This window comes from Bacillus sp. 1780r2a1 (assembly GCA_024134725.1).
Classification (GTDB): Bacteria; Bacillota; Bacilli; order Bacillales; family Bacillaceae_H; genus Priestia; species Priestia aryabhattai_A.
The window spans coordinates 3462437-3477407 of record CP099863.1 but is presented as its reverse complement, the minus strand read 5'-3'; the positions used below and the strand labels follow the sequence as shown (position 1 = coordinate 3477407).

Below are 14971 nucleotides of genomic sequence, written 5' to 3'. Positions count from 1 at the left end.
GTAAGGTGTTTTTTATATGTCTCTATCAATTAATACATAAAAAAGTTTCAAAAACTTGAAACTATTTGTAAAGTTAATCGTATAAAAAGATAAGCACTCATATGATGCAAAGAGAGGAGGGGTGATAGGATAAGTGAAAAAAATAACTTTAAGCATCATTGCCGCTACGTTCATCATACTTTGTTTTTTACCGCAAACCTTCACTGCTAATTCAAAAAAAGTATACGTAATCCCAGTTGAAGATACGGTCGAAAAAGGCCTTTTAGCCTTTTTAAATCGCAGCATTAAAGAAGCTGAAGCTGAACAGGCTGAATTGATTGTATTAGATATTAATACCCCTGGTGGAGCCGTAGATGCCGCTTCTGACATTGGCAAGAGTATTACAAAAACGGACATTCCCATTGTTGCTTTTGTCAATAAGAAAGCATTGTCTGCAGGAGCATACATTGCATTAAATGCTGATCAAATTTATATGACTCCTGGATCAACGATGGGTTCTGCAGCCGTTATTGATGGATCCGGCAACGCAGCAGATGATAAGGCACAGTCTTACTGGCTGTCTGCAATGAAAAGTGCCGCTGAGCAAAATGGACGTGATCCTAAATATGCAATGGCAATGGCAGATAAATCAATTGAGCTGCCAGAGCTGGACATAACGAATAAAGAACTATTGACGCTGACCCCAAAACAAGCCGAAAACGTACAATACTCTGAAGGTACAGTTGCTAATTTAAACGAGCTATTAAATAAATTAGGCTATGAAAAATCGGATGTGATTACAACAAAAGTTAGTTGGGCAGAGCATATTGCTCGTTTTGTTACCAATCCAGTAGTCGTACCGATTTTGCTGTCAATAGGAGGGCTAGGTTTAGTGATCGAGTTATATACGCCAACGTTTGGTTTAGCTGGATCTATGGGAATTGGTGCGCTGCTTCTATTCTTTTATGGTCATCTTGTAGCAGGGTTAGCAGGAATGGAAGCAATTATTGTATTTATTATTGGAATAGTTCTTTTATTACTCGAGCTTTTTTTACCGGGTGGAATACTGGGGATCATTGGGTTAGGGGCTATCTTTATTAGCTTCTTTCTTACTACGGACAACTACATGCAAATGGGCGTGTCACTGATCATTGCTTGTGCTGTTGCTTTGGGAGGAGCGTTTGTTATGGTGAAATTTTTTGGTAAGAGAATGAAAACGTTGAGAAAAATGGTGTTAAGTGATTCATTGAATACCGAATCGGGTTATGTTTCAAACCAAAATCGTTATGAACTAATTGGCAAAGAAGGAATAACGGTTACACCACTTCGACCATCTGGTACAGTTTCCATTGATGATGAATACATCGATGTAGTATCAGAAGGGAATTATTTGGCAAAAGATGTTAAAGTGAAAGTAATGAAAGTAGAAGGTTCACGAGTTGTTGTACGTAAAGTGAAAGATTTACCAACTGAGGAGGAAATTAAATAATGGAACCAGGTAGCTTATTATTTTTTGTGGGAATTGGCTTAGCAATCATTTTATTAGCCGTTTTCTTTACGTTTGTACCGGTAATGCTGTGGATTTCAGCATTAGCAGCAGGTGTACGTATTAGTATTTTTACACTAGTGGGAATGAGATTACGTCGCGTTATTCCATCTCGCGTTGTAAATCCTTTAATTAAAGCAAGTAAAGCTGGATTGGATGTTTCAACAAATCAGCTAGAGAGTCACTATTTAGCAGGTGGTAACGTTGATCGCGTTGTTAATGCATTAATCGCTGCTCAGCGTGCAAATATTGAGTTATCATTTGAGCGCGGAGCTGCTATTGATTTAGCTGGGCGTAATGTATTAGAAGCTGTTCAAATGAGCGTTAACCCAAAAGTAATTGAAACACCATTCATTTCAGGTGTTGCGATGGATGGTATTGAAGTAAAAGCAAAAGCTCGTATTACAGTACGTGCAAACATCGATCGTTTAGTAGGGGGAGCTGGAGAAGAGACAGTTATTGCTCGTGTTGGTGAAGGAATTGTTTCTACCATTGGTTCTCAGCAAGATCATAAAAAGGTGTTAGAAAACCCGGATATGATTTCACAAACTGTTTTAACAAAAGGATTAGATTCAGGCACAGCTTTTGAAATTCTATCGATTGATATTGCAGATATTGATATCGGTAAAAACATCGGTGCCGTTCTTCAAATTGATCAAGCAGAAGCTGACAAAAATATTGCACAAGCAAAAGCGGAAGAACGTCGTGCAATGGCTGTAGCGCAAGAGCAAGAGATGCGTGCAAAAGTAGAAGAGATGCGTGCAAAAGTAGTAGAAGCAGAAGCGGAAGTTCCGTTAGCAATGGCAGAAGCACTGCGCTCTGGCAATCTTGGCGTGATGGATTATATGAATATCCGAAACATTGATGCAGATACAGATATGAGAGACTCTATCGGTAAAATGGGACAGGATGAAGAAGAGAAGTAAGGAGGACTCTCCTCATGAACGTAATTCAAGGTATATTTGAATTTATTATCGGAAATCTCTTTCTTGTTATCATCGTCGGAGGCTTTATTTTAAACGTTATTCAACGTTATATTGGTTCGGGTGCAGAGGATCAAGAAAAACGTCCACAGCGCCAGCCAATGCCTCCTGTTGGTAATCCTACTTCTAGAGAAGAGAGAAATCGTCCGCAACGAATACCGTACCGTCCTTCTGATCGTGATGAAAAGGAAACGGTAGTAGAAGTTAAGAAAGATATGCAAGAAGAAGCTCAAGCAGTTCGCAATGAGCTTCAAGAAAAGCTTGAACAGCTAAAGACCCAAAGGGAAATGCCGAAGCGAGCTGTTGGAGGCTCATCTCTAACCATCGATAAGAAGCAGAGAACGTCTACTCGTCCTGTTGCATTTTCAAAGAAATCAGCAGTTCAAGGAGTTATTTGGTCGGAAGTACTAGGACCACCAAAGTCGAAAAGACAAAGTTATAAAAGATAAATAGATGTGATACATTAACCCCCTTTCTCATAAACATGAGATGAAAGGGGGTTCTTTTTTATGAGCAAAACATGGAGACAGCAAATGAAAAGATGGATGACGAAAACGATGGAACTACCCGCTGATGTGTTAATGGATCTTCCTCGGATTACGTTAGTTGGACAAATACACATATATATTGAAAATCATAAAGGTTTATTAGCCTTTTCTGATACTGAAATACGAGTGTTGTTAAAGCAGGGACAAATGCTAGTCCGCGGTGAAGGACTCGTGATAAAGGTGATTTTACCTGAAGAATTAGTATTAGAAGGGAAAATTAATCAAGTTCTTTATTTAGAACAGTAGGGGTAGGAGGAACATAATGAAGAATGGATGGACAAACTTTATTATTGGAACCGTGCGAATTCGAATTGTTGGAAAAGGCATTGAACGTTTTGTGAATTTATGCGTACGCCAAGGAATTATGGTCTCTCATGTCAAAAAAGTAGAAGAGGGTTGTATTACAGCCACTATTTTGTTGAAAGATGTTAAAAAAATTCGTATACTGATTCGAAAAGCTGACTGCAAAATTTATTTTGTACGTCGGCAAGGCTTTCCTTTTTTAACAAAAACAATGTGGAGAAACAGCGGGTTTGTCTTAGGTTTTCTTTCTTTTTTTCTTTTGCTCACGCTGCTATCTAATATGATATGGAAAGTTGAAATAACTGGAGCTTCTCCAGAAACAGAATATGAAATGACCAAGAAGCTAAAGGAAGTGGGCGTTAAGAGAGGGGAATTTCAATTTTTACTAGGTAGCCCTGAACAAATACAGCGTTACTTAACCGATTCCATGAATAACATCACATGGGTCGGTGTAGAGGTTAAAGGAACTTCTTATCACTTTCAAGTGGTTGAGAAAAATGAGCCAAAACCCCAAGAGAAATCTTCTTACCAGCACTTAGTTGCAGCAAAAAAAGCAACGATTACAAAAATGTTTGTGGAGAAAGGACAATCTTTGGTAAAAGTAAACGATGTGGTTAATGAAGGTGAGGTGCTGGTTTCTGGTATTATTGGCAATGAGAAAAATAAGAAGGTTGTATCAGCTAAAGGAGAAGTTTACGGGGAAACATGGTACAAGTCTGAAGTAGAAGTTCCACTTGAAACTAATTTTCATGTGTTAACAGGAGAATCCTATAGTAAGCATTACTTAGATTTAAGCGCATTTAAAATGCCGCTTTGGGCGTTTTCAAAAGAAAAGTATAGAACGACAAAAGTTGAAAAAGAAGTAAAGCCGCTGTATTTTTTTAAATGGAAAACACCGCTTTCTTATGAAAAAGTTATTATAAGAGAAGATCAAAGCACAAAACGGGTATACTCTAAACAAGAAGCCGTTGAAAAAGGGCTTGAAACGGGTCGGAAACAATTAAAAGCATTTTTAAGTGAAGATGCTGAAATAAAAGGTGAAAAAGTTTTGCACCAACAACTTGAGAATGGTAAAGTAAAATTATCAATACATTACCAAGTTATAGAAAATATTGCGAGTACCCAACCAATTATTCAAGGAGATTGAGGAATGTCAGAACAGCTAGTAACAATTAACGTACAACTTGACGATTCAAATGAAGCAATTTCTTTATTCGGTGTACAGGATGTTAACTTAAAGAGAATTGAAGAAGAAATGAATGTCAACATCATCTCTCGAGGTGAAACAGTTATTGTTTCAGGTAACCCTGAAGATGTACAAACCGTTGAAGAAATGTTAAAAAAACTAGTAAAAATTATTCGTAAAAACATTACAATTTCAGAACGAGATGTTGTCTACGCTATTCAGCTCGCCAAAAAGGGTACGCTGGAGTTTTTTGAAGATGTATACGAAGAAGAGATTGCCAAAAATGTACAAGGCAAGTCAATTCGTGTTAAGACGTTGGGACAAAGCCACTATATTTCTGCTATTAAAAAGAATGACCTTGTATTTGGTATTGGACCAGCGGGAACGGGAAAAACGTATTTAGCCGTTGTAATGGCCGTTAATGCTTTGAAAAATGGATTTGTAAAGCGTATTATCTTAACGCGCCCAGCTGTTGAAGCAGGGGAAAGCTTAGGTTTTCTACCGGGAGATTTAAAGGAAAAGGTGGATCCTTATTTACGACCACTATATGATGCGTTGCACGATGTGTTAGGAACCGAGCACACGCAGCGATTAATCGAAAGGGGCGTAATTGAAATTGCACCGCTTGCTTATATGCGTGGGCGTACCTTAGACGATGCTTTTGTCATTTTAGATGAGGCGCAAAATACAACATTAGCACAGATGAAAATGTTTTTAACTAGATTGGGTTTCGGGTCAAAAATGATTATTACAGGTGACGTATCACAGGTGGACTTGCCTAGAGGTGTGAAGTCTGGTTTAGGGTCAGTTACAAAAATATTAAATAATGTAACAGGCATTTCGTTTATCCATTTAGATCAATCAGATGTTGTTCGTCATCCATTGGTTGGTCGAATTATTCAAGCGTATGACCAATTTGACAAAGAGACCCTTTAATTTAGGGTCTATTTTTTGTAAAAGGGGGAAATTGGTGTGTCAAAGTTTCGGTTTTTGAAACAAACAATGGCACAGATCGAAAAGCTGCGGTTAATTCAACTAGGGTTATATGCTTTAATTGGTCTCATTATGTTTGCGTCTATGTATAGCAATGTAAAGCCAGAAGAATTGGACTTGAGGCTTCTATCGATTTCACCGGAGACGATTTATTCACCTGTGACAATTGAGGATAAAGAGAGTACTGAAAAGAAAAAGGCAGAGGCAAAAGAAGCAGTTGAAGATGTGTATACACAAAAAACAGAATATGCACAAAACCAGGTCGATCTTGTCGCATCTATTTTTGATGCTATTATTGAAGTGAATAAAGAATACGATCAGCTAGAAAATAAAAGCGAAGCAAGCAAACAAGAAATGTTGAAGGATAAGCTTCCGGATAATATTCGCAAGGATCTATCTGACAAGGCAATTAGTGAGCTTTTACAGACGAACAAAGAAGAATTATCGGTTGCCAAAGATGCGGTTGTTACAGCGGTCCATCACGTAATGAAAAACCAAGTCATGATTAGTGACTTAGAAGAAATGAAAGACCAAGCTGAAGGGCAGTTGGTGTATACGACTAATGTAAGTTCTAATCTAAAGGCGGCAATGAATGAAATTGCAAGATCTTCTATTATTCCAAATGTTATTTATGACCCACAAAAAACATCTGAAAATCGCCAGGCAGCAGTTGAGAAAGTAGAGCCTGTAAGAATTAAGCAAGGTCAAATTATTGTGGAAGAAAATCAGCTCATTAATGCCGATATCTACCGCCAGCTTCAGCTTGCTGGGCTGTTAAATAATAAAGGAATGCTGCAGCCGTTTATTGGCTTAAGCTTGTTAATTATTATTATGATTGGCGGAGCAGCTTTTTATTTGCGCGGCTTTCATGCAAATACATATAAGCCACTCCTTTTATATGCGATTATCACGAGCATTACGATTGCTTTAATGAAGATCTTAAGCTTTTTTCAACGAATTGATTTATCTGAAATTGGCTATTTAGCCCCTGTGGCTGTTGGTGGTATTCTGCTGCGAGTGTTAATGAATGAGAAGATTGCGATTATCTCTAGCATACTCTTTGCCATTTGCGGTAGCATTATCTTTAACGGTGAATTGACAACAGCTTTTAATATGAATATAGGGATTTACTTGTTGATTAGTAATATTACAGCCATTTTGTTTTTAATGGACAAACAGCGCAAAGCAAGAGTGCTACAAGCAGGACTTGTTGTTGCACTAATGAATGTTATCGTTAGTCTATCCATTATTTTTATTAAAAATGGTCAGTTAGATACGGTGGAGCTTGGCTACTATAGCTTAATGGCAATGGCATCTGGTATTATTTCTTCAGTATTAGCTATTGGTTTGCTCCCTTTCTTTGAAAGTGGCTTTGGGATTTTATCGACGATGAAACTAATTGAGCTATCTAGTCCCAACCATCCTTTACTGAGAAAAATTTTAACCGAAACGCCGGGTACGTATCATCATAGCGTAATGGTAGCTAACTTGTCAGAGGCCGCTTGTGAAACTATTGGGGCCAACGGCTTGCTCGCACGTGTAGGGGCCTATTATCATGATATTGGTAAGACGAAGCGGCCTCAGTATTTTATTGAAAACCAAATGAATATTCGCAATCCACATGATGCGCTATCTCCAAAAGTTAGTAAAAATATCATCACGTCTCATACAACAGACGGAGCAGCTATTTTGCGCAAACATAAGCTACCCAAAGAGATTGTTGATATTGCGGAACAGCATCATGGAACATCTTTGTTAAAGTTTTTCTATCATAAAGCGCTGGAACAAACAGAAGAAGAGATAAAAGAAGAAGACTATCGTTACGAAGGGCCTAAACCCCAAACAAAAGAAGCCGCCGTCATCTGCATTGCAGACAGCGTAGAGGCTGCTGTGCGTTCAATGCCAAATCCAACCCCAGAAAAAATTGAGAAAATTGTGCGCAGCATTATTAATGACAGGGTTGAAGATAAGCAGTTTATTGAATGTGACATTACATTAAAAGAATTGGAATTAATCAGACAAGCTCTTTGTGAAACGCTAAACGGTATATTCCATTCTCGTATTGAGTATCCTGAATTAAAAAAACAGAAGGTGAAAGCATGAGTTTACTAATTGACTTTATTGATGAAACAAATGAAATAAAAAATGAACAAAAAGAAACGTTAGAAGCCTTATTAGCGGTAGCTGCTGCTAAAGAAGGTGTAGAAGATGGAACGGAAGTGTCAATCACGTTTGTAAACAATGAGCGCATTCAAGAAATCAATCGTGAATATCGTGACAAGGACAAACCAACGGATGTTATTTCTTTTGCTTTAGAGGAAATGGGCGAAGGTGAAATTGAAATTTTTGGTGAGGAAATGCCGCGAGTGTTAGGGGATATTATCATTTCTGTCCCAAGAACAATTGAGCAAGCTGAAGAGTATGGCCACTCCTTTATGCGTGAACTAGGTTTTTTAACCGTACATGGGTTTTTACATTTGCTTGGTTATGATCACGAAACGGCTGAAGACGAGAAGCAAATGTTTACACGTCAAAAGGACATTTTAGATGAGTATGGCCTTACGCGATAGGGGAAAAATAAGACGTTTGGTCCGTAGCTTTGGCTATGCAATAGAAGGTTTTAGGTATGTGGTTGCAAAGGAAGCGAACATGAGAATTCACGTTTTGGCTTCTTTTGTAGTCATCCTAGCGAGTTTTTGGTTTCGTATCTCATTAACAGAATGGTTGATTGTTTTACTGTTAATTGCAGGTATGTTTAGCTTGGAACTGATGAACACAGCTGTTGAAAAAACAGTGGATTTAATTACAACTAAACGTCATCCCTTAGCAAAGCACGCAAAGGATGCTGCCGCTGCGGCAGTGTTGGTTTATGCGTGTTTTGCTGTGATTATTGGCATGCTAATCTTTTGGAAATACATCTTCTTTTCATGAGTTGTTTGTATTCCACATATAGCGTTGTGCTATAATGATGCTATAGTAAGATTTTCTCTTTTTACAGCACGCTGAACTTATTACGTGTTGGAGAAAAGATAGTAAGAATACTATGAATGGATCAATCATCGGAGGCTTTACATGAGTAATCATACATTTAAATCAGGTTTTGTTTCAATTATTGGTAGACCTAATGTTGGAAAGTCTACCTTTTTAAATCGAGTAATTGGACAAAAAATCGCCATTATGAGCGACAAGCCACAAACAACTCGTAATAAAATTCAAGGCGTTTATACGGAAGATGAGGCACAGATTGTGTTCATTGACACACCTGGGATTCATAAACCTAAGCATAAGCTTGGAGACTTTATGATGAAAGTTGCGCAAAATACCTTAAAAGAAGTAGACCTTGTGCTGTTTATGGTAAACGCAGCTGAAGGATTAGGCCGTGGTGATGAATTTATCATTGAACGTTTAAAAGAGACAAAAACACCAGTGTTTTTAGTCATTAACAAAATTGATGAAATTCATCCAGATGAGCTGTTTACAATCATTACAACATATAAGGATTTATATCCTTTTGCTGAGATTATCCCAATTTCTGCTTTGCAAGGAAACAACGTAGAGCGTTTGTTAGATCAAATTAAAAAAGTACTTCCAGAAGGTCCACAATACTACCCTGCTGATCAAGTGACGGATCATCCAGAACGTTTTATCATTACAGAATTAATTCGTGAAAAGGTATTGCATTCAACTCGCGAAGAAATTCCCCACTCTATTGCAGTTGTCATGGACTCTATGCAAAAGCGAGATAACGGTGCAATATACGTGGGGGCAACAATTATTGTTGAACGTGATTCTCAAAAAGGTATTGTGATCGGGAAGCAAGGAAAAATGTTAAAAGAAGTAGGTAGAAAAGCGCGTGCTGACATTGAAGCTTTATTAGGCTCAAGAGTTTTCTTAGAACTTTGGGTTAAAGTACAAAAAGATTGGCGTAACCGTGCATCACATTTAAGAGATTATGGATTCCGAGAAGATGAATATTAAGTTAACACGTCATAAATTGTAAAAAATTGTGTTACATGATTTTAGCTAGGAAGGCTATTCTAAACGTAAGGAATTGAAATTGTATCTGATCTATACGATTAGAAAGGTGGGAGTTCTATGTTAAATTTTACTTGGAACGTCTTTTCACAAACAGGTAGTATCGATACATACCTTCTTTTCAAAGAACTTGAAAAAGAGGTAATAGAAGGGCCTGAAGCACACGAAGATGATCCTGAAGGTCTCAATTCTCCAGTTTCGTAGCCTTCCCAATAGTAGGTGATAAAGTTTGTTTAAAAAATGTGAAGGTATTGTTATTCGAACGAATGACTATGGTGAATCAAATAAAATTGTAACCATCTATTCACGTGAATTGGGCAAGGTAGGCTTAATGGCAAGAGGTGCGAAAAAGCCTAGTAGTCGTTTAGCTTCTGTGACACAGTTATTTACGTATGGCTATTTCTTTATACAGGCAGGTTCAGGAATGGGAACTCTTCAGCAAGGTGAAGTGATTTCTTCTATGAGAAGCATACGCGAAGATATTTTCACAACCGCGTATGCTTCTTATATTCTTGAATTAACGGATAAAGGAACAGATAACAACAAGCCAAACCCCTTTCTTTTTGAGCTACTTTACCAAACGATTCATTATATGAATGAAGGATACGATACTGAAATCTTAACGTATATTTATGAAATGAAGATGCTGAATGTACTGGGGTTATATCCAATTCTCGATGAATGCGCGGTTTGTCATGCAAAAGAAGGAACCTTTCACTTTTCTGTACGAGAAGGGGGCTTTATTTGTCACCGTTGCCTAGAAAAAGATCCTTATCACTTTAAACTTACGCCCACGTCCGTTAAATTACTGCGTTTATTTTATTATATGGATCTAAAAAGGCTAGGGTCTATTTCAGTCAAGCCTGAAACGAAAAAACAGTTGCACTTTATTATTGATCAATATTATGATGAGTATTCAGGCCTGTATTTAAAAACAAAGCGATTTTTAACTCAAATGGAATCGTTGAAAGCGGCATTGCCAACTAAAAGCGAATAAGGTTACGTGTAAGTTCTATAATATAATGTGAGGGTGCCTCAAGATAAAGTGATATTTGAGACGCCCTTTTTACTGTTGTTTTAAAAAAACAATAGCGATTAGAAAAGTGACAAGCATCTTTCATGTTTTTTTGGACGTAACGTGATAGAATAAAAAATCCTTTTAAAAAATATATCTTTTCATCTTTTACTTTTAAATAAAAAGTATATAATGTTTTTATAAATAGTATGTCACATTTAACGGCTAGGTGGTGATTAAAATCGAACTAAATAAAAGACAAGAACATATCTTACAGATTGTAAAAGACCAAGGTCCCATTACTGGAGAGCATATTGCAGATAAGCTAAACTTGACACGGGCAACACTTCGACCGGACTTAGCGATTTTAACAATGGCAGGTTATTTAGAAGCACGGCCTCGCGTGGGGTATTTCTATACGGGAAAAACAGGAGCGCAACTTTTAACGGATAAAATAAAAAAAATCCAAGTTCAGGACTATCAATCTATCCCTGTTGTAGTCAATGAAAATGTGTCTGTATACGATGCAATTTGTACGATGTTTCTCGAAGATGTAGGAACATTGTTTGTTGTGGATGAACAGTCGTTATTAGTAGGAGTTCTATCTCGAAAAGACTTGCTGCGTGCAAGTATTGGAAAGCAAGAGCTTACATCAATTCCTGTTCACATTATTATGACTAGGATGCCTAATATTACATATTGTCATCGTGAAGAGCTGCTCATTGATATTGCACAGGTGTTGATTGAGAAACAAATTGATGCCATTCCCGTGGTGAAAAAAGTAGATGCAGGACTTGAAGTAGTAGGAAGAGTGACAAAAACAAATATCACAAAATTACTAGTAGCACTGGCTCATGATGAAGTATTATAATCGAAGTGATTAAAATGATTAAGGGGATGTGCCAAAATGAACAACCCATGCTTATATGTAATCTCGGATTCGGTTGGGGAAACAGCAGAATTAGTTGTCAAAGCAGCTTCCAGTCAATTTAATATGACGGAATTTATTATTAAAAGAGTTCCTTATGTGGAAGATACAGCTACGCTAGCGGAAGTAGTATCTCTAGCTAAGTTGAACAATGGAATTATTGGGTTTACACTTGTGAAACCAGAAATGCGCAGCTTTTTGCTGAACGAAGCGGCTAAAAAAGGCGTGGAAGTTTTTGATATTATCGGACCACTTATTGACAAAATTCAATCATCGTATCAGTTATCGCCAAGGTACGAACCAGGAACAGTTAGCAAGTTAGATGATGATTATTTTAAAAAAGTAGAAGCGATTGAATTTGCAGTTAAATATGATGATGGACGAGATCCACGAGGTATTTTACGAGCGGATATCGTACTCATTGGCGTATCACGAACGTCAAAAACACCATTGTCTCAGTTTTTAGCTCATAAACGCTTAAAGGTGGCTAATGTTCCAATCGTACCGGAAGTAGATCCACCAGAAGAACTCTTTCACGTGTCACCTAAAAAATGCATTGGTCTAATGATCAGTCCTGATAAGTTAAATGACATTCGCAAAGAGCGTTTAAAGTCATTAGGATTAAATGACCAAGCTATCTACGCAAATATCGAAAGAATTAAAGAAGAGTTAGATTTCTTCCAAGGGATTGTCGATAAAATTGGATGTGAAGTAGTCGACGTCTCAAATCGAGCTGTAGAAGAGACTGCTGGGATTATTGCAAAAATCATTCAACAAAAAAAATAATGCAGTTGTCAGCAGAGCTAAAAAATGACGTGACAATACCGTATTGCTTTATGAGCCATCATTCCTGAATGATGGCCCTTTGCATAACGAGCTATTCCTTAACTTTATGGTAGAAAATATCGCGTAGTTATATTATAATTAAAAATTGTGATAAAAAAGAATAGTTTTAGGTTTAGACTTTGTGAAGAACGAATAAACTATTTATATAAATGTCAAGGATCGAGTCTAAAAAGTATTCGACAAACGCAATCTACATGAAATTACAAATGGTAGAAGGAATCTGTGGAGGGATGTAGAATACAGAGTTATAGCAAAAGAAACTATACGATTTTTGTCGATGCTGATGCGTGTCCTGTAAAAAAAGAGATTGTAGAACTAGCACATACATACTGCGTTGAGGTTATTTTTGTTGCTTCATATGCTCACATGCAAACAAACCCTTCAGCGGGTAAGTGGGTTTACGTAGATAGTGAGAAAGAAGCAGTAGATTTATACATTTTAAATCACGTTCAGCAAGGAGACATCGCTGTAACACAGGATACGGGGTTAGCGAGCATGCTTCTTAGTCGACGGGTTTATGTATTGTCTCCACGTGGAAAAGTATATAGTGAGAGTGATATGGATACGGTTCTTTTTTTTCGATATGTTTCAGCAAAGGAAAGAAAAGCAGGTCGTTATTCAAAAGGCCCTAAAGCTTTTAGCGATGAAGACAGAGAGAAGTTCAGTACAGCGCTCGAAAAAATATTGTCGAAACGTGAAGGAATTTAGCTTTTAATGAAGAATTACTATAGAAATACGGAGCTGTTAACATGGCAAATCGAATTCCCGATGAAGTGATTGATCGTATTCGACGTTCAGTAGATATTGTCGATGTCATAAGCGACCATGTGCAGCTAACCAAACAGGGCCGAAATTATTTCGGGCTATGTCCGTTTCATGGGGAAAATACACCATCATTTTCCGTATCGCCAGACAAGCAAATTTATCATTGCTTTGGGTGTGGAGCTGGAGGAAACGCATTTTCATTTGTTATGGATTTAGAGGGGCTTTCGTTTACCGAAGCTGCTCAACACCTTGCTGATAAAGGGAATATTCCATTTGAATATGAAGTTCAACAGCCGAGCTCCGAGGGTTCAAAGTCAGAAAATGCCCTGGTTGATGCACATGAGCTTTTAAAGAAATTTTATCATCATTTATTGGTAAATACAAAAGAGGGCCAGGAAGCATATGATTATTTAATTAACCGTGGTTTCACAAGGGAAATCATAGATGAGTTTGAAATTGGATATGCACTGGATTCCTGGGATTTTGTTACTAAATTTTTAACAAAGCGTGGATTCAAGCCAGATGAAATGGAAGCTGCAGGTCTTATTATTAAACGAAACCAAGAAGAAAGTTATTTCGATCGGTTTCGAGATCGAGTTATGTTTCCCATTGCAGATTTACAAGGGAGAACCATTGCTTTTTCAGGGCGCCTATTAAAAGAGATAAAAGGGCAGCCTAAGTATCTAAATAGTCCCGAAACTTCGATCTTTAATAAAAGTCGTACACTCTACAATTTTCACCGTGCCAAAAAACACATTAGAAAAAATCAACAAGTCATTTTATTTGAAGGATTCGCAGACGTTATTTCATCGGTGACTGCGGAGTGTCAGCAGTCCATCGCTACGATGGGTACCGCGCTTACCGAAGAGCAGGCTAAAATCATCCGTCGAAATGTTGAATCCGTTATTTTATGCTATGATGCAGACTCAGCAGGTATTGAAGCCGCGTATAAAGCTGTGAATATTTTAACAGATGCAGGCTGCTCAGTAAAAGTCGCTATGATGCCAGATGGATATGACCCTGACGATTATATAAAAGAGTTTGGAGCAGCAAAGTTTCGAAACGAAGTTATTGAAAACAGCTTGACGCTTATGGCATTTAAAATGCGATATTTGCGACGTGGTAAAAACTTGCAGATTGAAGCCGATCGTATGAAGTATATTGACGAAGTGTTAAAAGCAATTAGTCAATTAACAAAAGCGGTCGAAAAAGATTATTATTTAAGGCAGCTGTCTCAAGAGTTTTCAATTTCATTAGATGCTTTAAAAGAACAGCAACAACAAGTTCGCCATGAAGTGAAAAAGAAAAAGGATAATGATTCTTGGAATAGAAATACTATATCAAGACATCCTGTCACAAAAAAGAACCTCCTTCCTGCACATGAAAATGCAGAGAGGCATTTAATTGCATATATGCTAAAAGACAGGGATATAGCGTTTCGGATTCAAGATATGCTTCAAGCACAGTTTAATATAGAAGAACATAGGGCTCTTGTGACGTACTTATATGGGTACTATGAAGAAGGTTATAGTCCTAACCCAAGCAACTTTATCGAACGTATTCCTGATTCAAACCTGACAGGTTTAGCTTCGGAACTAGCGATGATGTCAATTAACGAAGAATTGTCGGAGCAAGCGTTGCATGATTACATTCAACAAGTGTTGAATTATGAAAAGAAGTCCATAATAAAAGACAAAGAGCAGCAAAGGCAAGAAGCGGAGCGTCAAAAGGATTATGTAAGAGCTGCGACAATTGCAATGGAAATTTTGGAATTAAAAAAGGCGTTAAAATAAAACGTGTTTATTAGTCCCACTTTTAAAAAAGGTGTCCTCAAAATTTTGGAA

16 protein-coding genes are annotated in these 14971 nt (G+C 37.5%); all 16 read left to right on the top strand.

What is annotated here, in order from left to right; translation table 11 throughout:
- The first annotated feature begins 172 nt into the window (after positions 1-172).
- Positions 173-1468, top strand: coding sequence for a nodulation protein NfeD (locus NIZ91_17540; protein USY57213.1), 1296 nt, complete (start codon positions 173-175; stop codon positions 1466-1468).
- Positions 1468-2451: a flotillin-like protein FloA gene (gene floA / locus NIZ91_17535; protein USY54521.1), complete on the top strand. Its 984-nt coding sequence runs from the start codon at positions 1468-1470 to the stop codon at positions 2449-2451. Before NIZ91_17540 ends, floA begins: the two co-directional genes overlap by 1 nt.
- 14 nt (positions 2452-2465) lie before the next feature.
- On the top strand, positions 2466-2957 hold the full coding sequence (locus NIZ91_17530) for a hypothetical protein (protein USY54520.1): 492 nt from the start codon (positions 2466-2468) through the stop codon (positions 2955-2957).
- A gap of 60 nt (positions 2958-3017) precedes the next feature.
- A complete protein-coding gene (gene yqfC / locus NIZ91_17525) occupies positions 3018-3302 on the top strand; it encodes a sporulation protein YqfC (protein ID USY54519.1) in 285 nt (94 codons plus the stop codon).
- Positions 3303-3318: 16 nt separating this feature from the next.
- Complete coding sequence (yqfD, locus tag NIZ91_17520) at positions 3319-4506, top strand: sporulation protein YqfD (GenBank protein USY54518.1); 1188 nt, start codon at positions 3319-3321, stop codon at positions 4504-4506.
- A 3-nt stretch (positions 4507-4509) separates the two neighbouring features.
- Complete coding sequence (locus tag NIZ91_17515) at positions 4510-5481, top strand: PhoH family protein (protein USY54517.1); 972 nt, start codon at positions 4510-4512, stop codon at positions 5479-5481.
- Between the two features lie 129 nt (positions 5482-5610).
- Positions 5611-7641 (top strand): HD family phosphohydrolase, encoded by a 2031-nt coding sequence (locus NIZ91_17510; protein USY57212.1) that lies wholly within the window; start codon positions 5611-5613, stop codon positions 7639-7641.
- Entirely contained in the window at positions 7638-8108 is a 471-nt protein-coding gene (gene ybeY, locus NIZ91_17505) for an rRNA maturation RNase YbeY (GenBank protein USY54516.1), read from the top strand. The genes NIZ91_17510 and ybeY overlap by 4 nt, the downstream gene beginning before the upstream one ends.
- Positions 8092-8469 carry a diacylglycerol kinase family protein gene (locus NIZ91_17500; GenBank protein ID USY57211.1) on the top strand — a complete coding sequence of 126 codons (378 nt, stop codon included), beginning with the start codon at positions 8092-8094 and terminating at the stop codon, positions 8467-8469. Before ybeY ends, NIZ91_17500 begins: the two co-directional genes overlap by 17 nt.
- A gap of 141 nt (positions 8470-8610) precedes the next feature.
- Positions 8611-9516 (top strand): GTPase Era, encoded by a 906-nt coding sequence (gene era / locus NIZ91_17495; GenBank protein ID USY54515.1) that lies wholly within the window; start codon positions 8611-8613, stop codon positions 9514-9516.
- 117 nt (positions 9517-9633) lie between these two features.
- Positions 9634-9777 (top strand): YqzL family protein, encoded by a 144-nt coding sequence (locus NIZ91_17490; protein ID USY54514.1) that lies wholly within the window; start codon positions 9634-9636, stop codon positions 9775-9777.
- A gap of 25 nt (positions 9778-9802) precedes the next feature.
- Positions 9803-10570, top strand: coding sequence for a DNA repair protein RecO (recO, locus tag NIZ91_17485; protein USY54513.1), 768 nt, complete (start codon positions 9803-9805; stop codon positions 10568-10570).
- A gap of 250 nt (positions 10571-10820) precedes the next feature.
- The gene (locus NIZ91_17480; GenBank protein USY54512.1) at positions 10821-11459 is read left to right on the top strand and encodes a helix-turn-helix transcriptional regulator; all 639 of its coding nucleotides are present in this window, start codon (positions 10821-10823) and stop codon (positions 11457-11459) included.
- Positions 11460-11495: 36 nt separating this feature from the next.
- Positions 11496-12302, top strand: a complete 807-nt coding sequence (locus NIZ91_17475) for a kinase/pyrophosphorylase (protein USY54511.1) — start codon at positions 11496-11498, stop codon at positions 12300-12302.
- A 282-nt stretch (positions 12303-12584) separates the two neighbouring features.
- The gene (locus NIZ91_17470) at positions 12585-13070 is read left to right on the top strand and encodes a YaiI/YqxD family protein (protein USY54510.1); all 486 of its coding nucleotides are present in this window, start codon (positions 12585-12587) and stop codon (positions 13068-13070) included.
- 41 nt (positions 13071-13111) lie between these two features.
- The gene (dnaG, locus tag NIZ91_17465) at positions 13112-14920 is read left to right on the top strand and encodes a DNA primase (protein ID USY54509.1); all 1809 of its coding nucleotides are present in this window, start codon (positions 13112-13114) and stop codon (positions 14918-14920) included.
- Positions 14921-14971 lie beyond the last annotated feature (51 nt).